We start from the raw sequence: 20,162 nt of genomic DNA, 5'->3' as shown, positions 1-20,162 counted from the left end.
CGTGGCGCGCGCTTCATGAGGCTTGAGAAAGGGAGGACACACCATGACTCGATCGAAGAATGCAGTGTTGGCCGCCGTGATTGCCGGGACGCTTGCGAGCGTCTCAGTGGTTTCGTTCGCGCAGACGACGAGCGATCAGCAGCCGAGCAGCGCGGACAAGAAGGCATCGAAAAAGCAGGCCGAGGCCAACAAGGACGCGGCCGTCGCTCAGGCCAAGGCCGACAAGAAGAAAACCGAAGCGCAGTCGGAAGCGAACGAAGCGGCTGCGGATGCGAAGCTCAAGAACGCGAAGAAGGCGGATTAGCAGGACGGTTGTTCGGGTAGTGCGAATGGTCCAGTCGGGTGCAACCCGCTGGGCCTTTTTTTTTGCCCGACCAACCGGTGAGCGCAAACCCTTGCGTCTCCAGTCTGTATGGATATACAGTACACGTCACACTTTTTTGCGCCTCTTCCCGTGCTGACGCTCCCTGAAGAAACCGCCACCGCCGACGCAGCCGAAGCCCAGGTCGCCACCTATCTCGCCAAGCTCAACGAGGCGCAGCGCCACGCCGTCGAGTTCGGCGTCGATGAACCCAACCGCTGCGGCGGACCGCTTCTCGTCATCGCGGGCGCGGGGTCTGGCAAGACCAACACGCTGGCGCACCGCGTCGCGCATCTGCTGGTGAAAGGCGCCGACCCGCATCGCATCCTTTTGCTTACTTTCTCGCGCCGCGCCGCCGTCGAGATGACGCGTCGCGTCACGCGCATCGCCATGAACGCGCTGGGCACCAAGGCCGCCATCGCGCAAGGTCTCACGTGGTCAGGCACGTTCCATAGCGTTGGCGCGCGTTTGCTGCGCGATTACGCCGATCTCGTCGGGCTCGCGCCGTCGTTCACCATCAACGACCGCGAAGACTCCGCCGATCTCATGAACCTCGTGCGCCACGAACTCGGGTTATCGTCGAAAGAGAAGCGCTTTCCCGCCAAGTCCACGTGCTTCAGCATTTATTCGCGGGTGGTCAACACGGGCGCCTCGCTTGCCGCCGTGCTGGATCAGTCGTATCCGTGGTGCCGCGAGTGGGAGGCGGACTTGAAGCGTCTCTTCGCCGCCTACGTCGCGGCCAAACAGACGCAAAGCGTGCTCGATTACGACGACCTCTTGCTTTACTGGTCGCATCTCGCGGCCGAGCCGACTATCGCCGCCGATCTGTCGAGCCGCTTCGATCACGTGCTCGTCGACGAATATCAGGACACCAACCGCCTTCAGGCCACCATTCTTCTGGCGATGAAACCGGACGGCCGCGGCCTCACCGTCGTCGGCGACGATGCGCAGTCCATCTACTCGTTTCGCGGCGCGACGGTGCGCAATATCCTCGATTTTCCGCGGCACTTCGACCCGCCCGCCGCAACCGTCACGCTCGATCGCAACTATCGTTCGACGCAGCCCATTCTCGAAGCGTCCAACGCGGTGATCGGCATGGCCACCGAGCGCTATACGAAGAACCTCTGGACCGACAAGGCATCGGCGCAAAAACCGCGCGTGGTGAGTGTCGCCGATGAAGCCGATCAGGCGCGCTATATCGTCGAACAAGTGCTGGAGGCGCGCGAGGGCGGCATGAAGCTCAAGTCGCAGGCCGTGCTGTTTCGCGCGGCGCATCACAGCGCGACGCTCGAAATCGAACTCACGCGCAAGAACATTCCGTTCGTGAAGTTCGGCGGGCTCAAGTTTCTCGACTCCGTGCATGTCAAGGACGTACTCGCCGTATTGCGCTGGGCGGAAAATCCGCGCGATCGTGTCGCCGGCTTTCGCGTGGCGCAATTGCTGCCGGGCGTCGGGCCGGCCATCGCCGGGCGGCTGCTGGACAGCGTGGCGCAAGCCGAACGTTCATCGAATGCGATTGCCGCCTTCCATGCGCCCGCCCGCGCCAGCGAAGACTGGCCGCGTTTCGTCGGCCTGATGGCGAAGCTCTGCGGCCGCGAGAGCGGCTGGCCGGCGGAGTTCGAAATGATCCGCCGATGGTACGAGCCGCATCTCGAACGCAATCACGAAGACGCGGCCATTCGTCTTGGCGACGTATTGCAAATGGAGAGCATCGCGTCGACCTATCCCACGCGCGAGCGCTTTCTCACCGAACTCACGCTCGATCCGCCCGATGCGACCAGCGACGAGTCCGGCGTGCCTCTTATCGACGAAGATTATTTGATTCTCTCGACAATCCATTCGGCGAAGGGGCAGGAATGGCGCAATGTTTTCGTGCTGAACGGCGTGGACGGCTGCATTCCATCCGATCTGGGCACGGGTAGCGACGAGGAAATCGACGAAGAGCGGCGGCTGCTTTATGTGGCGATGACGCGCGCGAAGGAAGATCTGCATATCGTCACGCCGCAGCGCTTTTACGTGCACAACCAGACGCATCTGGGCGACCGGCACGTGTGGGCGCAACGCACGCGCTTCATTCCGCAGCATCTGATGCAGAACTTCGAAGCCACCGCGTGGCCGCCGGTTCCGGTCGCCGCCGCGCCGACGGCGGCGGGACTCGCGGCCGCGGCTAAGGCGAAGATCGATATCGCGGCGCGCTTAAAGGGGATGTGGGATTAGCGGTAAGCGGCGCCCGGTCCATGCCTAACGCTGCGCCCGCGAAGTCTTCGGCACGCGCGGCGCCGGCGCAAAGATGCTCCGTAGCCATGCGGCAAATCGCGTGAACCCATCATAAGGTTCATCGACAAACAACTCCGGCCGCAGCGAGCGAATGTATTCGAGCACCTGCTGCGCTTCCTGCTTCTGAATCGACCCATAAAAAATGCCGAGCCGCAGCAGACAGCGCAATTCACCGAGCTTCTCGCGCGCATTCGAGCCAACGCTGTTTTCCACCGCGATCTTCGTCTCATAGGTGCGCTGACGCAGCGAATCGGCGAGGCGCCACGCGGGCGTCTGCATCTTCTCCTCGACTTCGCGGATATCCATCGCGGCCGACTTGATCTGCGAGGCGAGCACATCGACTTGCGAAGCATCGCCCTTCGCCTCGGTGACGATGGCCGTCGCCCATTCGCGCGATGCCTTCACGAGATCCTCGGCGTTCCAGTCCGAGCGGATCGCGAACGCGAAACCGTGTTCGGCCGCCTGTCGGATCAAAATCTCGACGACATCCGGAAATTCCTTGTCGAGCGCGCGTTTGGCCCACGCGTACTGGCCTTGCGACAGCATGCGCTGCACCGCCTGCTCGGTCAGCGGCGTCGGATTGTCGAGCAGCTTGGCGCGCAGAAAGTCCTCGAACGTCGGCGTGACGAACTGCGGGTCGAGCTTGAGCGACAGGCGCATGAACGCCTCATAGTCGCGATGCAATGAAGCGATGGTCTCGTCGCGAAACGATAGGGTTATTTGACGCATGTTGGTTCCCGGTTCCGCGCTCGGATGGCCCGATGGCGGGAAATGCCTTTGGCGTCCGCTTCGACGGCGGAGTCCATTCGTTTCTGATAACGGCGTTACAGCCGGGAACTTGAGGGTGTTCTGAAAGCCGTTGCGCGAAGAAGCCTTTAACGCAAGACGACGAACTGCCAAACGAAGAAAACCGCGAGCGACACCCCGATGGTAAGCAAGGGCCGCCTGGTCCACGCGCACACGGCCACCGCAACCACGGCGGCCACGAGTTGCGGGTTGCGCCATGTGATTTCCGCGCCGTTGCCATGCGGCGAGACGGTCATCGGCACGATGATCGCGGTCAGCACCGTCACCGGCACGAAGCCGAGCGCCGTGCGCACGATGGGCGGAAACGGCAGCCGCTCGCCCAGCACGAAGACGGCCGCGCGGATCAGATACGTGACGAGCGCCATGCCGAGAATCAGCAGCACATAGTTCGATGTGGTCATCGTGCGCGCTCCTTGCGGTTATCGCCGTTCGATTCGCGCTCGCGTCGTTCCATCAGCGTGATCGCCATGCCGACTCCGATTCCCACCAGCACCGCCGCAAGCAGGCCGAGCTTGTATGGCCAGTCCTGCCACGCGAACGACAGCACGCCCGATGCCATCGCCGCCGCGACGAAGCGCACGGCCACCAGTTGCGGCACGATGATGGCGATGAACGTCGCGACCATCGCGAAGTCCAGCCCGAGCGACTTGAGCCCTGGGAATGCGGCGCCGAAGAGCAAGCCGACGAGCGTCCACAGTTGCCAGTTCAGATACATCGAGAGGCCAGAGCCGAAGAAGTAGTGCGGGCCGATTTCGCCCGGCGCGCGCTTCTGGTAATGCGCGTAAGCGACGGCGAACACTTCGTCGGTGAGCAGACCCGACAGCGCCCAGCGCCAGCGCGCGGGCAGATGCGCGACATAAGGCGCGAGCGTCGCCGAATAAAGGACGTGCCGCAAGTTGATGACGAAGGTCGTCGCCCAGATCACGATGAAGCTCGCGTGTCCCGCGATCATGCCGATGGCGATGAACTGCGCCGAGCCCGCGAACACCGCGAGCGACATCAGCTGGCCGTGCCAGAGCGTGAGCGGGCTCGCCGTGACGAGCGTGCCGAAGATGACGCCGAAGGGCGCGGCGCCGACCATCATTGGAATGGTGTCGCGCGCGCCGGCGGCGAATTCCCGCAGCGCGGGGCTGGATACTGCTTTCAAATCGTGCCTCCGTTATAAGCCAATATGAGCGCTTGGGCATTCATATCGGTCGCCGGGAGGATAAGGCATGCAGTAAGCATCGGGCTTGTACGATCGTGCGGCGCTCGTGGCTCGCGTGACGGTTTCAACCAGCCTGCCGGCAAGTCGTACAGTTTACAACTTCATTGTGAGCGCGGCGGGGCGCGCGCATCGCTTCACTTCCTTCACTTCACGGGAATGGTCGTGCCTTCGGGAACCGGCACCGCCGTCACGCTGTTCTTCGGACTACCGGTCGCAATGCGGTCGCTGTAGGTCAAGTAGACGAGCGTATTGCGTTTGGCGTCGACCACGCGCACCACGTGCAACGTCTTGAAGATGAACGACATGCGGTCGGAGAAGACATCGGTCTTCTGCTTGAGCGGCTGAGTGAATTTGATCGGCCCGACCTGACGGCAGGCGATAGACGATTCCGTCGGATCTTCCGCGATGCCGAGCGTGCCTTTCACGCCGCCCGTGCGCGCCCGCGACACGTAGCAGGTGACGCCCGCGACGAGCGGATCGTCATAGGCTTCGACGGTCACGCGGTCGGAACCGGTGAAACGGAAATTGGTGTTGACGCTCGCGATTTCCTCGGCCTGCGCTATTGCCGCGCCGAACAAGGTAACGAGCGCCGCAGCGGTAGCGGTGAGGAGAGTGCGGTTCATCGTGATCCTTCGGAAAAAGAGAAAGGGCGTCGTATTGTATCGACGCCCTTGCTGTTTTCCCGCAAGCATTCGGCCAATCGGCGATTCAATGGAAGATCAAATACAGGATCACCAGAACCACGACCGGCACACCGAGCAGCCATCCGAGTAGGTAAGGCATGTCGTCCTCCTTCGCGTGTTGTTTTTGACGATTCCAGTATCGCGAGGAAGCGCGCGGGGCGTTAGCCGTGTGTGTCCTAAATACGTGTAGGCGCAGTCCTATGCTCTCTTACCGGCACGTTACGATTGGTCATTCCATCACGCGAATCCTGCGCGCCGGCTGATCCCGATACAGCGTGCGCACGTAATCGAGATGCGCTCCGGCGCATTCGCGGGCGCGGGCGGGGTCGCGGGCGGCGATGGCATCGAACATGGCGCGATGCTGGGCGAGCAAGTTCGCTTCGACTTCATCGTCGTAATCGACCAGACGGTGCGATGTCAGCATGGACTCGCGCACCAATTCGTTGAGACCGTGCATGACGTGCGCCAGCGCGACGTTGTGCGTGGCGTCGGCGATAGCCAGATGAAACGCGGCGTCTTTTTCGGCGATGCGCGTGCTCTTGTCGGCCACCGCGGCTTCGAGCGCCTGGAATGCATCGGCGATGCGCGTCAGATCCGCCTCGGAGGCGCGCTCGGCGGCGTAGGCAGCGGACAGCGTTTCAAGGCCATGACGCAATTCGAGGACATCGGCGCTGGCGTTGGGTTGCTGTTCGAGGAGTGCGGCGAGTGGATGCGACACGAGCGGCGCCGTCACATCCGACACGACGAAGCCGCCGCGCGCCACCGCGCGGATGAAGCCGTCCGACTCCAGCCGAATAAGCGCCTCGCGCAGCGACGGCCGCGAAACGTTGAGTTGTTCCGCCAGATCGCGCTCGGCGGGGAGGCGCTGGCCAGGCAGGAGCGTGCCGTTCGAGATCAACTCGCGTATCTGCCCCGACACCACGTCCGACAAGCGCACGCGGGCGTAGGAATGCGAGTGGACGGGCTGAAAAGGCATCGTTCGAGCAGTGGAGGTAAATCGGGACTTTCGGAGTTTGACACGAAAGGGCCATCTCTTTAAAGTCTTGGTCAGACCAAGCTTACCAAAATCCGGCCCCCAATCCTCAAGTCGCCGTTTCGGATCCCATGAAAGTCGCCCTGTTTGTGCCCTGTTTCATCGACGCCTTCTACCCGCAGATCGGCGTCGCCACGCTGGAACTGCTCGAACGCCTCGGACTCGATGTCGATTACCCGCAGGATCAAACCTGCTGCGGCCAGCCGATGGCCAATAGCGGCGCTCACAAGGAAGCCGCAGGCGCCGAGCGCGTGTTTACGCGCAACTTCGCGGATTACGACTACGTCGTCGGACCGTCGGCGAGTTGCGTGCATCACGTGCGCGAGCACTTCACGGCCATCGAACAGACGAGCGCGGTATCGAAGGTCAGAAAAAACACCTACGAGCTCGTCGAATTCCTGCACGACGTCTTGCAGGTGCGCGAATTTCCGTGGGCCGAATTCCCGCATCGCGTCGGGCTGCACAACAGTTGCAGCGCGGTGCGGCACTTGCGCGAAACGTCGAATTCGGAAGTGGCGGCGGCGCCGTTTTCCAAGCCGCGCGCGCTGCTCGAAGGCGTGAAGGGCATCGAATTCGTCACGCCCGCGCGACCCGACGAATGCTGCGGCTTCGGCGGCACGTTCTCCGTGACCGAGGAAGCCGTGTCCGTGCGCATGGGTCGGGACAAAGTGCGCGATCACGTCGGCGCGGGCGCGCAGTACATCGTGTCGGGCGACATGTCGTGTCTCATGCACCAGCAGGGATGCGCCGAGCGTCTCAAACTCGATGCGCGTTTCATCCATATCGCGCAGGTTCTTAACGGAGCGCGCGCATGAGCAAGACCTCGGGCAAGTCGGTGAGAATCGATCACGCGAAGGCGGCGGGCGCGTTTCTGCAGAAGTCGGATCACGTCGCGTTCCACGACAAGCGGCTGTGGGACTTGCGCAGCAAGCGCGACGCGCAGGCGCACGGTATTCCCGAATGGGAGGAGATGCGCAATCTCGCGTCGGGCATCAAGGAACATACGCTGTCCAATCTCTCCGAATACCTCGCGCAGTTCGCGGATCAGGCGGAGAAGAACGGCGTCGTGGTGCACTTCGCGGCCAACGCGGAAGAGCACAACGCGCTCGTCCACAAGCTGATGAGCGAACGCGGCATGACCACGCTCGTCAAGAGCAAATCCATGCTCACCGACGAATGCTACATGCGCGACTATCTCGAACCGCGCGGCATCACGGTGATGGAAACCGATCTTGGCGAACGCATTCAGCAGCTGGATCACCAGGACCCGAGCCATATGGTCGTACCAGCCGTGCACAAGCTGCGCGCGGATGTGGCGGAGCTTTTTGGACGCACGATCGGCACCGATCCTGACAACAGCGACATCCACTATCTCGCCGAAAGCCAGCGCATGGACACGCGGCCGTACTTCGTGCGCGAGAAGACGGCCGGCATGACGGGCTGCAATTTCGCGGTGGCGGAAACGGGCACGGTCGTCGTCTGCACGAACGAAGGCAACGCGGATCTCTCGGCGAACGTGCCGCCGCTGCATATCGCGTCCATCGGCATCGAGAAGATCATTCCGCGTGTTGCCGATCTCGGCGTGTTCGTGCGCATGCTTTCGCGCAGCGCGCTCGGCTCGCCGATCACGCAGTACACGTCGCACTTTCGCGCGCCTCGGCCGGGCACGGAGATGCATTACATCCTCGTCGATAACGGCCGTTCCGAACGCCTCGCGCTCGACGATTTCTGGTTCTCGCTCAAGTGCATTCGCTGCGGCGCGTGCATGAATACGTGTCCGGTGTATCGGCGAAGCGGCGGGCTATCGTACGGCGGCACGTACTCGGGGCCGATCGGCGCGATCATCAATCCGACGCACGATCTCAAGCGCTATAGCAGCTTGCCGTTTGCCTCGACGATGAACGGCAGTTGCACCAACGTCTGCCCGGTGAAGGTGAATATTCACGAACAGATCTACAAGTGGCGCGAGGTGATCGCCGAACGCCACGAAGTGCCGTTCGTGAAACAGGAAGTGTTGAAGATGGCGGGACGGCTGCTCGCGAGTCCGACGCTTTATCGCGCGACGGTGGCATCGCTTGGCGGCGCGCTCAAGCGGCTGCCGAACTTCGTGCTGTACAACCCGCTCAACATCTGGGGCCGGCAGCGTGACTTGCCCGAAGCGCCCGCCGAGACCTTCCACGAGTGGTACAAGAAAAACCGGAAGATCGCCAAATGACGACTCGCGAAGCTTTTCTGTCGAAGATCCGCGCGGCGCAGCCCGCTTCGCGCCCGCTTCCCGATGTGCCCGTTTTCGCGACGCCCGAGGGCGATCTGCGCACGCGCTTCGAAACCGCGCTCATCGCCATGGGTGGAACATGCGTGGAAGCGCAGAGCCTGGACGAAGTCGGCGCGATGATCGCGCAACGTTTCGGCGATGGCGCAGCGGTGGCGTCGGCGGTGGCGGGAATCGAAGGCACGCGGCCGATCACGGTCGATACCGTTCCGTCGTCGCTTCAGGATGTCGATGTGGGCGTCGTGAGAGGGCGCTTCGGCGTGGCGGAGACTGGCTCCGTGTGGTTCAGCGAAAAGGAGTACGTCGTCAATTCAATCGGCTATATCGTGCAGCATCTCGTCGTGCTGCTCGATCCTTCGCAACTCCTCGAAGGCTTGCAGCAGGTTTATCGACGACCCGATTTTCAGTCGGCCCGTTATGCGGTGCTGGTAACGGGGCCTTCGGCCACGGCGGATATCGAGGGCGTGCTGATTCGCGGCGCACAGGGCGTGCGATCGCTGACGGTTGTCTGGCTTGCTGCTTAGATGCTTTAGAAGAGCGTTACTGCTATTTGCGCAAGCAAAAAAGCCCAGTCGAATGACTGGGCTTTTTGTACGAAACTGGGTGGCTCCCCGACCTGGGCTCGAACCAGGGACCTACGGATTAACAGTCCGGCGCTCTACCGACTGAGCTATCGGGGAACAGCTACTACGCTTGAAACGAGTCTCTGATGAGACAAAAAACCCAGCTCACAACTCGGCTGGGTTTTCCTTTGATTCTGTCTGGAACCTGCTCGATACTGAGTGGCTCCCCGACCTGGGCTCGAACCAGGGACCTACGGATTAACAGTCCGGCGCTCTACCAACTGAGCTATCGGGGAACATCTACTGCAGAGAAACGAAATTATAGGGAGCGCTTTCTGCGCTGTCAACGCTCAATCTTCATTCAATAACGGTTTTTTGCATCGAAATTGATTGATTCTGCGCGTCCGACAAATGACACGGCGGCAAATACAGCCGCTTAGCGCTCCAGCAGATCCAGCTTTTCCTTCACGTCCTTGAATTCGTCGGCTTCCGGCAGCGGCGCCTTGGTCTTCGTGATGCTCGGCCAGTTGCGCGCGAGTTCCGCGTTCAGTTCGGTGAAGTGCTGCTGGTCGCCGGGAACGTCTTCTTCGGCATAGATTGCATTCACCGGGCATTCGGCCACGCACACGGCGCAGTCGATGCATTCGTCCGGATCGATCGCGAGAAAGTTGGGACCTTCGCGGAAGCAATCCACCGGGCACACGTCCACACAATCGGTGTAGCGGCACTTGATGCAGCTTTCGGTCACAACGTGAGTCATTCAGGCTCCTGCATGCGCAATTCGGGGGAGGGCGGCGTTTTTAGATGACCATATGGGCAGCGGCACAGGGCCGTGCGCGGCTCGCTCGCCAAAACGCATATTGTAGCGTAACGGTAAAAGGCGACGCGAGCGCCGCGCCATGCGCCTTATATCGATTCGTGATTAATGTATGCGGCTTTCCTAAAAGGGCCGGGGCGGCAGGATGCCGTGCACGCATTCGGGTAACATGAACGGACAGCGCGCGGCGCGTCTCGTCAATAGCGGTCGGTAGCGGCCTATACAGCGCGCGGGCATCCTTGCATCGATGTACAAGCCAGAACCATGATCATCAATTCGCTGCTCGATACCGATCTCTACAAATTCACCATGATGCAGGTGGTCCTGCATCATTTCCCGGCGGCGCACGTCGAGTATCGGTTTCGCTGCCGCACGCCGGAAGTGGATCTGGTGCCGTTCATCGACGAGATTCGGGACGAGGTGCGTCAACTCTGCAACCTGCGCTTCAAGGAAGAAGAGCTCGACTATCTGCGGCGCATGCGCTTCATCAAGAGCGACTTCATCGACTTTCTCGCGCTCTTTCATCTGAACGAGAAGTCCATTCGCATCGCGCCGTCGAAGAAGGGCAACGGCGAGATCGACATCGAAATAGAAGGGCCTTGGCTGCACACCATTCTCTTCGAGATTCCGGTGCTGGCCATTGTCAACGAAGTGTATTTCCGCAATACGCAGAAAAAGCCCGAGTACGAAACCGGGCGCGAACGTCTGCGCGACAAGATCAAACTGCTCGCCACACCGCCCGAATATTCGGACTGCAAGATTGCCGATTACGGCACGCGCCGCCGCTTTTCGGGCCAATGGCACGAGGAAGTCGTGCTAACGCTCAAGGAGCGGCTCGGCGAACAGTTCGCGGGCACGAGCAACGTGTTCTACGCGATGAAGCATGGTTTGCGTCCGCTCGGCACCATGGCGCATGAATACCTGCAAGCGTGTCAGGCACTCGGCCCGCGTCTGCGCGACTCGCAGATCTTCGGCTTCGAAATGTGGGCGAAGGAATATCGCGGCGACCTGGGTATCGCGCTGTCGGATGTCTACGGCATGAAGGCGTTCCTGCGCGACTTCGACATGTACTTCTGCAAGCTCTTCGACGGCGCGCGTCACGATTCCGGCGATCCCTTCGACTGGGGCGAACGCCTCATCCGGCATTACGAGGAAAACCGCTGCGATCCGCGCACCAAGGTGCTCGTGTTCTCGGACGCGCTGGATATTCCGAAGGTGCTGCAACTGTATGAGCGTTTCCGCGGGCGCTGTCAGCTCGCGTTCGGCGTCGGCACGAATCTCACGAATGACCTGGGCTATCAGCCGTTGCAGATCGTCATCAAGATGGTTCGCTGCAATGGTCAGCCGGTGGCGAAACTCTCCGATTCCCCCGGCAAGAACATGTGCGACGACAAGGCCTATCTGGCTTATCTGAGGCAAGTGTTCGGCATCGAGAAGCAAGCGGGCGAGACCGACTGACGCTTGGTTCGTGCTTTGTTCCCGCGCGCGGCCTATGCCTTTCGGCCGAGGTTCGCGCGCTCAAGACCGCCCGATATAATTCGATCGTGCCGCCAGGACTCGTGGTGCGCACGCATCCGGAACACTCTCGCACTCGTAAGGACGGCACCATGGACACATCGGCGGCGCGCCGCAATATTCTCGCGCGCATACGCAGCGCGCAGGGCAGACGCGGTGAGCCGACCGAAGCCGAGCGTGCCACCGCGAACGACTATCTGACGCGTCATCCCGAAGGTCCGCGCCCGCCGTTGCCCGACACCCGCGACGCGCTCATCGCGCGGTTCCGGCTCGAAGCCGAACGGCTCTCGACGACCGTCGCCGAAGTCGCCGCGCTCGGCGATGCTCCCGCCGAAGCCGCGCGCTACCTCCGCTCGTTGAATCTTGCCACCGATGCCGTCGCATGGCCTGCGTTGGCTGAGTTGCCGTGGGCCCAGGCGGGCATTCAGGCGTCGTTACGCAAGCCGGAAGACGCGGATCTCGTCGGCATCACGGGCTGCTTTTGCGCGACGGCGGAAACCGGGTCGCTCGTGTTGCTGTCCGGCCCGGATACGCCCGCGTCCGGCGCGCTCTTGCCGCAGACGCATATCGCGGTCGTGCCGGCTTCGCGCATCGTCGCGGCGCATGAAGACGCCTTCGCTCTGATTCGCGCCGAACGGGGCGAACTGCCGCGTGCGGTGAACTTCGTTTCCGGGCCGTCGCGCACCGGCGATATCGAGCAGACCATCGTGCTGGGCGCGCATGGGCCGTATCGCGTGCATGTAATCGTCGTGACCGAAGCGTGAGCGCAGTGCGGTCTCTTCTCCTCGGCTGCATGGCATTGCTCGGCGCGATGTCGAACGCGTCGGCGGCCACGGTCGATGGCGCGAGCTTGTCGGCGGCGTGGGGCGTTCCGTTCTTCGGCATGCTGCTTTCCATCGCGGTGTTTCCGCTCGTCGCGGCGAAGCTCTGGCATCACCACTTCGGCAAGATCGCGTTGCTCTGGGCGCTCGCGTTTCTCGTACCCTTCGCGGCTGCGTTCGGCGGCGGCACGGCGCTCGGCGTATTCGTTCACGCGATGCTCGAAGAGTACATACCGTTCATCGTTTTGCTGGCTTCCTTGTACACGGTCGCGGGCGGCATTTGCGTGCACGGCGATCTTCGCGGCTCGCCGCGTCTGAATGCCTCGTTGCTCGCGCTGGGAACCGTGCTGGCAAGCCTCATGGGCACGACCGGCGCGGCCATGCTGCTGATCCGCCCGCTCTTGCGCGCCAACGAAAACCGCAGGCATGTCGTGCATGTGGTCGTGTTCTTCATCTTTCTCGTGGCGAACGTGGGCGGCTCGTTGTCGCCGCTCGGCGATCCACCTTTGTTCCTCGGCTTTCTGAACGGCGTCGGTTTCTTTTGGACGACCACGCATCTCTTTCTGCCGATGCTCCTCGTCTCCGTCGTTCTCCTCGCGCTCTTCTACGCGCTGGATACTTATTTCTGGCGCAAGGAAGAAAAAACGCAGCCCGGCTCGGTCGGGACGATTGCAATTCGCATCGACGGCAGGATCAACTTTTTGCTGCTTGCGGCGGTCGTCGCATTGGTGCTGATGAGCGGCATCTGGAAGCCGGGCGTCGTGTTCGATGTGTACGGCACGCATTTGCATTTGCAGAACGTCGTGCGCGACGCGGCTCTGGTGATCGTGCTGCTCGCATCGCTCGTGCTCACGCCGAATAGCGCGCGCGAGGGCAACGCGTTCGACTGGGCGCCTATCGAAGAAGTGGCGAAGCTTTTCGCGGCCATTTTCATCACCATCGCGCCGGTCATCACGATTCTGCGCGCGGGCGAGTCGGGCGCGTTCGCGGGCATCGTGCACGCGGTGTCCGACCAAGGCAAGCCGCACGATCTTGCCTATTTATGGGCCACGGGCATCCTGTCTTCGTTCCTCGATAACGCGCCGACGTATCTTGTGTTCTTCAATCTCGCGGGCGGCGACGCTCCCACGCTCATGACCACGGGCGCGTCCACACTCGCGGCAATCTCGGCGGGCGCGGTCTTCATGGGCGCGAACACGTATATCGGCAATGCGCCGAATTTCATGGTGAAGGCAATCGCCGAATCGCGCGGCATTCGCATGCCGGGCTTCTTCGGTTATATGGGATGGTCTGGCATCGTCCTGTTGCCGTTATTCGCCGTCTTGGGCTGGCTATTTTTCTAGGAGCAATTCGATGAAGAAGGTGCTTGTTGCGCGTCCCACTTTTCCCGATGTGGTCGAACGTCTGAAACAGTATTTCGAAGTCGATCTGAATCCGGGCGACGTGCTTGGCCAGGAGGAGTTTCGCGCGCGTCTGGCCGACAAGGACGGCGCGTTCACTGCCGGCGAGATGGTCGGCGAAACGGAACTGGCGGGCTCGCCGAACCTGAAAGTCGTCGCGAACATGGCGGTCGGCTACAACAACTTCGACATGCACGCATTCGACGCGCACAAGGTGCTCGGCACCAACACGCCCAACGTGCTGAACGAAACCACCGCCGACTTCGGCTGGGCGCTCATGATGGCAGCGGCCCGGCGCGTGACCGAATCCGAGCACTTTCTGCGCGCGGGCAAATGGCAGAAGTGGAGTTTCGATTCGTTCCTCGGCACCGACGTGTACGGCTCGACGCTCGGCGTGATCGGCATGGGCCGGATCGGGCAAGCGCTGGCGCGCCGAGCGGTGGGCTTCGACATGCGCGTGATCTATCACAACCGTTCGCGCGTCGCGCCGGAGATCGAGTCGCAACTCAACGCGGAGTACGCGTCGAAGGAAGACTTGTTGAAGCGCGCGGATCACGTCGTGCTCGTGCTGCCCTACACCAAGGAGAACCATCACACCATCGGCGCGGCCGAACTCGCGTTGATGAAGCCGACGGCCACGCTTACCAACATCGCGCGCGGCGGAATCGTCGACGATTCGGCGTTGATCGCCGCGCTGCGCGAGAAGCGTATCGCGGCGGCGGGGATCGACGTGTTCGAAGGCGAACCCGACTTCAATCCCGATTTCCTGTTGCTCGACAACGTCGCGTTGACGCCGCATATCGCGAGCGCCACCGAGTCGACGCGCCGCGCGATGGCGAATCTCGCCGCGGACAATCTCATCGCCGGTTTGGGTGAAGGACCGCGCGCCGGCAATCCGCCGAATCCGATCAACCCGGACGTGCTGTAAAAATGATCGAACTGTTGTACGGCGCGATCGCGCTCCTGGCGATTGCGCTTCTGGTTGCGCTCGTCGTCCTGTTTGCGACGATGCGGCGCACGTCCCGCGTCGATATCGAAGAGGAATTCGTCGCGCTCACCGACCGCGTGAACGACATGGGCGAGGCGCAGGCGCGCGCGCAGGAGCGGCTCGAACGCGGCTTGCGTGGCGATATCGCGGAGAGCGCGCGCGTCTCGCGCATGGAATCGCAAAGCGGCTTCACGCAGTTTCATCAGACGCTCGCGACGCAGTTGGCGAGCACGTCGAGCGTGCAGAACGCGCAGTTCGACGCGCTTGCGCAGCAACTCGCGCAGCAGAGTCAGCAGGCGCGCGACGATCAGGGCAACGCGCTCAAGCGCTTCGCCGACTCCATGACCTTGCATCTTGGCCAGCTATCGGAAGCGAACGAACGGCGGCTCGGCGAAGTGCGCGCGACGCTCGAAGCGCGCCTCAAGGACATCGAGGCCAACAACTCGGCGAAGCTCGATGAAATGCGCCGCACCGTCGATGAAAAGCTGCATTCCACGCTGGAGCAGCGGCTCGGCGAATCGTTCAAGCTGGTGTCGGACCGGCTCGAACAAGTGCATCGGGGCTTGGGCGAGATGCAGACGCTCGCGGCGGGCGTCGGCGATCTGAAGAAGGTGCTGACCAACGTCAAGACGCGCGGCATTTGGGGCGAAGTGCAATTGGAGTCGTTGCTTGAACAGTTGCTCACGCCGGATCAATACGCGAAGAACGTCGCGACCGTGCCCAAGAGCAACGATCGCGTGGAGTTTGCAGTCAAGTTGCCGGGCCGTCACGACACGCCGGGCGCGCCGGGCGATGCCGCGACGCCGGTGTGGCTGCCTATCGACGCCAAGTTTCCGCGCGAGGACTACGAGCGTCTCGTCGATGCGCAAGATCGCGCAGATCCCGTCGGTGTGGAAGAGGCCGCGCGTGCGCTCGAGGGACGCTTGCGCGCGGAGGCGCGTTCCATCGCGCAGAAGTACGTGTCGCCGCCGCATACGACCGACTTCGCGTTGCTGTTTCTGCCGACCGAGGGTTTGTATGCCGAAGTGCTGCGGCGTCCGGGTCTGACCGACTATCTGCAGCGCGAGCATCGCGTGAGCGTGGCCGGTCCGACTACACTCACGGCGCTGCTCAACAGTCTGCAAATGGGCTTCAGGACGCTCGCCATCGAAAAGCGGTCGAGCGAGGTGTGGCAGGTGCTCGGCGCGGTGAAAACCGAGTTCAACAAGTTCGGCGATGTACTCGCGAAGACGAAGTCGCAGCTCGAAACCGTCACGCGCTCGATTGAAGCGGCGCAGACGCGCACGCGTCAAATGGGCAAGCGCCTGCGCGACGTGGAAGCGCTTCCGGGTGAGGAAGCGCGCGGTCTGCTCGGGGATGACGAGGCCGCGCTGCCGCGAGATGGGGACGACGAGCTTTGACGAGCTTCAGATGATAAGCGGCCTGCGCGTCAGCGATGCAACCGCGTCTACGAAGCCAACCGCTCCAGCGACTCACCGGTGATACGCACGATGCGCCAGTCCGGCAATACGGTTGCGCCCATCTTTTCATAGAAGTCGATGGCGTTCTGATTCCAGTCCAGCACCGACCATTCGAAGCGGCCGCACTGACGCTCGACCGCAAGTGCCGCAAGCCGCTTGAGCATCTGCGTACCGAGGCCGCTGCCGCGCAACGTCGGGCGTACGTAGAGATCTTCCAGATACAGCCCGCGCTTGCCGAGAAACGTGGAGAAGTTATGGAAGAAGAGCGCATAGCCGACCACTTCGCCCGCCTGTTCCGCGACCAGCGCTTCGGCTGACGGACGCGCGCCGAAGAGCGCATCACGCACGCCGTCTTCGGTCGCGATAAACAGATGCGTGAGCTTCTCGAATTCCGCGAGTTCGTACATCAGCGCGTAGATCGCGCCGATATCGGCGGGCGTGGCGGGGCGAATCGACGCGCCGCTCACGCTTCCTCCGGTGCGTCGGACAACACGATTTCTATGCCGCCGAAACGCGACGCCACCCAGTTATAAGCGTGGCACGCAATCCACAACAGCACGAAGCCAAGGATTGCGTTGAGCAGCAGCGCGCTCGTGACCGTGCTCACTTCCACCGAGCCGTATCGCACGAACGCGACCACCACGCCGAGCAGCACGATCGGCACGCTGAAAGTCAGATACACGAGGATCAGGGCCTTGGCCGTCTGTCCGGGTGCAATGGATGAGATCTGCTTTTTCATGGACTGAAAACCCGTCTATCGATAAAAAATGGTGGTGATCGCGTCGCCGTACTTTTTGGCGCGCTCAAACGAGGCCGTCGAACGGCACGATATCCACGGAATCGCCCGTTTCGAGATTGCCGCGATCGTGTTCGAGCACGATGAAGCAATTGGCCCGGCTCATGGAACTCAGCACGCCTGAACCTTGCGGCCCGGTGGTCACGACGCTCCATTGACCGTCGGCGCGGCGGCTTGCAATGCCGCGCTGAAATTCCGTGCGGCCCGCGCGCTTTTTGATCGGCTCGGCGCAGGTCGCGCGAATCTCGATGAGCGGCTGGCGTGCGGCGCCCGACATGGCCAGCAAGGCTTCACGGACGATGAAGTAGAACGTGGCCATCACGGCAACGGGGTTCCCCGGCAAGCCGAAGAAGAGCGCCGATTCGCCCGTGCCCGCGCGCGGTCCCGACCACAAGCGGCCGAATGCGAGCGGGCGGCCGGGACGCATGGCGATCTTCCAGAACGCGACGTCGCCGAGCGAGTTCATCAGTTCGCGCGTGAAATCGGCGTCGCCAACGGAGACGCCCCCCGAGCTGATGACGACATCCGCTGCTTGCGCCGCTTCGCGCAACGCCTTCTCCAACGATGCCCGGTCGTCGCGCACGATGCCCAGATCGACCGTCTCGACATCGAGGCGGCGCAGCATCGCGAAAAGGGTGTAGCGGTTGCTGTCGTAAAGGCTGCCGGGCGCAAGCGGTTCGCCGACGGAGCGCAACTCGTCGCCCGTGGAAAAGAACGCGACGACGAGACGCTTCCGCACCGCGACTTCGGCGATTCCGAGCGACGCAAGCAAGCCGAGGTCGGACGCCCGCACGATACGGCCTGCTTGCAAAGCGGCCTTGCCGCGAGCCAAGTCTTCGCCGGCGAGCCGCCGGTTCTGGCCTTCGCTTACGACGGTTGATGGGAAGCGAATGACGTCGTCAGCGCGCGTGACGAGTTCTTGCGGCACGACGGTGTCGCAGCCCGGCGGAATCAGCGCGCCCGTCATGATGCGCACGCATTGAGCCGAGTTGGGTTCGGCGCTGAAAGGACGTCCGGCGAGCGCGATACCCGCGACGTTCAGCTCGACGGCATCGCGCGCGGCATTGAGCGCGGCGCTCTTGAACGCGTAGCCGTCCATTGCGGAGTTGTCGAATGCCGGGACATCGATGGGCGAGATCACGTCTTCGGCGAGCACGCGGCCGAGCGCTTCATAAAGACTTACGCGTTCGACACGCCCGGCATTTCCACGCGGCATGGCCCACTGACGAACGATTTCCTGCGCGGCCGCAACCGGCAGCGCGTTCGGATCGTAGTAAGTGACGCAAGCGGAGAAGGGCCTGGACGTGGTCATGAATCGGAATGGTCGCGACCGAAGTCGGGAAGGACAGCGATGCTGGAACCGGCTGAACCTGAACGAATGCGCGTGGCTAACGACGCGCCAGTTCAGCTAGCTGATGCAAATCATTGATATTGTAAAACGCGCGATCATCGTGAAATGGCACTTGCACCGCCTTGTGGCGCGCGTACCACGCACGGACCTTGCGTTCGCCAGCGGCGAGCCAGGCGTCGAGATCGTCGGCGAGCGAGGTTCGAATCAGCGCGAAAACCGGATGTGCGATGCGCGTTTCGTCCGTATCGACGGTCGCCGCATAAGCGATGTCCGCGCCATGTTCGTCGAGCGCGCGTCGCAACGTGGTGCCGAGTTGCGGATCGACGAAAGGCGCGTCGCAAGGCGCGGTCAGCACGAACTCGGTGTGCGCCGCGCGCAATGCAGTGGCGATGCCGGCAAGCGGGCCGGGATAATCGGCGAGCGAATCGGCGATGACGCGTGCATCGAAACGCGTAGCGAGCCGAGCGTAGTCGTCGCCCGAACGATTCGCGCTGATGAGCATGGCGTCCGTCTGCGGCGCGAGGCGGCGCAGCACATGCAACGCGAGCGGTTCGTCGCGCAGGAGCTGTAGTCCCTTGTCGACGCCGCCCATGCGCGAGCCGCGTCCGCCCGCGAGCACGAGTCCGGTAGTCTGATTTTCCGGGGCCACAAGCATCAACCGCCGATGTACGACATCTCGACGCGCGGCGCTTCACGGCGCGCGTTTCCCGCCGCGCTGCCGCGCAATTGCGAGTAGCGATCGCCGCGCGCGTGCCAGATGTGCGCAACGGCGTTGGCGACGTCGGCATCGCTCGCGCCGCCGCGAATGAGCGCGCGCAGATCGTGGCCGGACGTGGCGAAAAGGCAGAGGTACAGCTTGCCTTCGGTCGAGAGCCGCGCGCGCGTGCAAGTGCCGCAGAACGCACGCGTGACGCTCGAAATCACGCCGATCTCTCCGCTGCCGTCGAGATAGCCCCAGCGTTGCGCGGTTTCGGCGGCCGTATGCGCTTCGAGCGGCGCGAGCGCGAAGTGTTCGGCGATCCGCTCGACGACTTGCGCGGACGGCAACACCTCGCTCATGTTCCAGCCGTTCGACGCACCGACATCCATGTATTCGATGAAGCGCAGCACCACGCCGCTGCCCTTGAAGTGACGCGCCATCGGCACGACTTCCTGATCGTTCGTGCCGCGCTTGACGACCATGTTGACCTTGATCGGCAAAAGGCCCGCCGACTGCGCGGCTTCGATGCCGTCGAGCACGTCGGCCACGGCGAAATCGGCGTCGTTCATGCGGCGAAAAAGCGTGTCGTCGAGCGCATCCAGACTGACCGTGACGCGCGACAGCCCCGCATCCTTGAGCGAACGTGCCTTGCGCGCGAGCAGCGATCCGTTGGTGGTCAGCGTGAGATCGAGCGGACGGCCTTCGGGCGTGCGCAGAAGCGCGAGTCGTTCGATCAGAAATTCGATGTTCTTGCGCAGTAGCGGCTCACCGCCCGTCAAACGGATTTTTTCGACGCCGTGGGCCACGAAGACGCGCGCGAGCCGCTCGATTTCCTCGAACGAGAGCAGGGCGGAATGCGGCAGAAACGGGTAGTCCTTGTCGAACACGTCGCGCGGCATGCAGTAGACGCAGCGGAAGTTGCAGCGATCCGTGACCGAGATGCGCAGATCGCGCAGCGGACGCGCGAGCGTGTCCGTCAGCAACCCGGATGGCAATGCCACCGCGCCGGAAAAATCCGGAATGGCGCTGACATCGGCTAAGGGGATGATGCGTCGGGACATGGCGGCGGTCTTGCTCGGCTCGGAAGCTTGTTCGAATAGTAGAAGCACGT

At 62.6% G+C, this 20,162-nt stretch carries 21 protein-coding genes and 2 tRNA genes; 10 read left to right on the top strand and 13 right to left on the bottom strand.

The annotated features are described in order from the left end of the window. Positions 1-43 precede the first annotated feature (43 nt). Both P9250_RS28460 and P9250_RS28455 read left to right on the top strand, forming a co-directional pair. A complete protein-coding gene (locus P9250_RS28460; protein WP_244825855.1) occupies positions 44-304 on the top strand; it encodes a hypothetical protein in 261 nt (86 codons plus the stop codon). A gap of 108 nt (positions 305-412) precedes the next feature. Continuing rightward, on the top strand, positions 413-2,578 hold the full coding sequence (locus P9250_RS28455) for an ATP-dependent helicase (protein ID WP_409014954.1): 2,166 nt from the start codon (positions 413-415) through the stop codon (positions 2,576-2,578). Positions 2,579-2,602: 24 nt separating this feature from the next. On the opposite strand, the gene P9250_RS28450 is transcribed toward P9250_RS28455, so the two are convergent. The 5 genes from P9250_RS28450 to P9250_RS28430 form a co-directional block, all read right to left on the bottom strand. Further along, positions 2,603-3,367, bottom strand: coding sequence for a DUF4088 family protein (locus P9250_RS28450; RefSeq protein ID WP_244825852.1), 765 nt, complete (start codon positions 3,365-3,367; stop codon positions 2,603-2,605). Between the two features lie 146 nt (positions 3,368-3,513). Continuing rightward, positions 3,514-3,846, bottom strand: coding sequence for an AzlD domain-containing protein (locus P9250_RS28445; protein ID WP_250465282.1), 333 nt, complete (start codon positions 3,844-3,846; stop codon positions 3,514-3,516). Continuing rightward, the gene (locus P9250_RS28440; protein ID WP_310396915.1) at positions 3,843-4,529 is read right to left on the bottom strand and encodes an AzlC family ABC transporter permease; all 687 of its coding nucleotides are present in this window, start codon (positions 4,527-4,529) and stop codon (positions 3,843-3,845) included. The genes P9250_RS28445 and P9250_RS28440 overlap by 4 nt, the downstream gene beginning before the upstream one ends. A 266-nt stretch (positions 4,530-4,795) precedes the next feature. Further along, complete coding sequence (locus P9250_RS28435; protein ID WP_250526078.1) at positions 4,796-5,275, bottom strand: CreA family protein; 480 nt, start codon at positions 5,273-5,275, stop codon at positions 4,796-4,798. 289 nt (positions 5,276-5,564) lie between these two features. Further along, positions 5,565-6,311, bottom strand: a complete 747-nt coding sequence (locus P9250_RS28430) for a FadR/GntR family transcriptional regulator (RefSeq protein ID WP_244825847.1) — start codon at positions 6,309-6,311, stop codon at positions 5,565-5,567. Between the two features lie 128 nt (positions 6,312-6,439). Here P9250_RS28430 and P9250_RS28425 point away from each other — a divergent pair, with 128 nt between their 5' ends. Genes P9250_RS28425 through P9250_RS28415 form a run of 3 tightly spaced genes read left to right on the top strand, consistent with a single transcriptional unit; the run spans position 6,440 to position 9,164 of the window. Next, complete coding sequence (locus tag P9250_RS28425) at positions 6,440-7,183, top strand: (Fe-S)-binding protein (RefSeq protein WP_310396409.1); 744 nt, start codon at positions 6,440-6,442, stop codon at positions 7,181-7,183. Further along, a complete protein-coding gene (locus tag P9250_RS28420) occupies positions 7,180-8,583 on the top strand; it encodes a lactate utilization protein B (RefSeq protein ID WP_310396408.1) in 1,404 nt (467 codons plus the stop codon). Before P9250_RS28425 ends, P9250_RS28420 begins: the two co-directional genes overlap by 4 nt. Further along, positions 8,580-9,164: an LUD domain-containing protein gene (locus P9250_RS28415; protein ID WP_309962730.1), complete on the top strand. Its 585-nt coding sequence runs from the start codon at positions 8,580-8,582 to the stop codon at positions 9,162-9,164. The genes P9250_RS28420 and P9250_RS28415 overlap by 4 nt, the downstream gene beginning before the upstream one ends. A gap of 80 nt (positions 9,165-9,244) precedes the next feature. Here P9250_RS28415 and P9250_RS28410 read toward each other — a convergent pair. The 3 genes from P9250_RS28410 to fdxA form a co-directional block, all read right to left on the bottom strand. Continuing rightward, positions 9,245-9,320, bottom strand: a tRNA-Asn gene (locus tag P9250_RS28410). Between the two features lie 103 nt (positions 9,321-9,423). Then, positions 9,424-9,499 (bottom strand) — tRNA-Asn (locus P9250_RS28405). A gap of 140 nt (positions 9,500-9,639) precedes the next feature. Then, the gene (gene fdxA / locus P9250_RS28400) at positions 9,640-9,963 is read right to left on the bottom strand and encodes a ferredoxin FdxA (protein WP_062633607.1); all 324 of its coding nucleotides are present in this window, start codon (positions 9,961-9,963) and stop codon (positions 9,640-9,642) included. A gap of 321 nt (positions 9,964-10,284) precedes the next feature. On the opposite strand from fdxA, the gene pncB reads away from it, so the two are divergent. From pncB to P9250_RS28375, 5 genes are all read left to right on the top strand, one after another. Further along, positions 10,285-11,478, top strand: a complete 1,194-nt coding sequence (gene pncB, locus P9250_RS28395) for a nicotinate phosphoribosyltransferase (protein ID WP_250509316.1) — start codon at positions 10,285-10,287, stop codon at positions 11,476-11,478. A gap of 149 nt (positions 11,479-11,627) precedes the next feature. After that, entirely contained in the window at positions 11,628-12,299 is a 672-nt protein-coding gene (locus P9250_RS28390; RefSeq protein WP_250509315.1) for a lactate utilization protein C, read from the top strand. Positions 12,300-12,328: 29 nt separating this feature from the next. Beyond that, complete coding sequence (locus P9250_RS28385; RefSeq protein ID WP_310396913.1) at positions 12,329-13,699, top strand: sodium:proton antiporter; 1,371 nt, start codon at positions 12,329-12,331, stop codon at positions 13,697-13,699. Between the two features lie 10 nt (positions 13,700-13,709). Then, positions 13,710-14,684, top strand: coding sequence for a D-glycerate dehydrogenase (locus P9250_RS28380; RefSeq protein WP_310396404.1), 975 nt, complete (start codon positions 13,710-13,712; stop codon positions 14,682-14,684). A gap of 2 nt (positions 14,685-14,686) precedes the next feature. Continuing rightward, positions 14,687-16,144 (top strand): DNA recombination protein RmuC, encoded by a 1,458-nt coding sequence (locus tag P9250_RS28375; RefSeq protein ID WP_310396401.1) that lies wholly within the window; start codon positions 14,687-14,689, stop codon positions 16,142-16,144. A gap of 47 nt (positions 16,145-16,191) precedes the next feature. Here P9250_RS28375 and P9250_RS28370 read toward each other — a convergent pair whose 3' ends face one another. The 5 genes from P9250_RS28370 to moaA all read right to left on the bottom strand — a co-directional run bounded on the left by P9250_RS28370 (position 16,192) and on the right by moaA (position 20,112). Next, positions 16,192-16,671 (bottom strand): GNAT family N-acetyltransferase, encoded by a 480-nt coding sequence (locus tag P9250_RS28370; protein ID WP_305038162.1) that lies wholly within the window; start codon positions 16,669-16,671, stop codon positions 16,192-16,194. Continuing rightward, positions 16,668-16,943 (bottom strand): hypothetical protein, encoded by a 276-nt coding sequence (locus P9250_RS28365; RefSeq protein ID WP_049655276.1) that lies wholly within the window; start codon positions 16,941-16,943, stop codon positions 16,668-16,670. The genes P9250_RS28370 and P9250_RS28365 overlap by 4 nt, the downstream gene beginning before the upstream one ends. Positions 16,944-17,007: 64 nt before the next feature. Continuing rightward, positions 17,008-18,312, bottom strand: a complete 1,305-nt coding sequence (gene glp / locus P9250_RS28360; RefSeq protein ID WP_310396396.1) for a gephyrin-like molybdotransferase Glp — start codon at positions 18,310-18,312, stop codon at positions 17,008-17,010. A gap of 76 nt (positions 18,313-18,388) precedes the next feature. Then, entirely contained in the window at positions 18,389-19,006 is a 618-nt protein-coding gene (gene mobA / locus P9250_RS28355; protein ID WP_310396394.1) for a molybdenum cofactor guanylyltransferase MobA, read from the bottom strand. After that, positions 19,006-20,112, bottom strand: a complete 1,107-nt coding sequence (moaA, locus tag P9250_RS28350) for a GTP 3',8-cyclase MoaA (protein ID WP_250465275.1) — start codon at positions 20,110-20,112, stop codon at positions 19,006-19,008. The genes mobA and moaA overlap by 1 nt, the downstream gene beginning before the upstream one ends. Between the last annotated feature and the right edge of the window lie 50 nt (positions 20,113-20,162).

Origin of the sequence: Caballeronia sp. LP006 (assembly GCF_031450995.1) — a bacterium.
In the GTDB taxonomy this organism is placed as follows: domain Bacteria; phylum Pseudomonadota; class Gammaproteobacteria; order Burkholderiales; family Burkholderiaceae; genus Caballeronia.
This window is presented reverse-complemented; position numbering and strand designations above follow the sequence as displayed.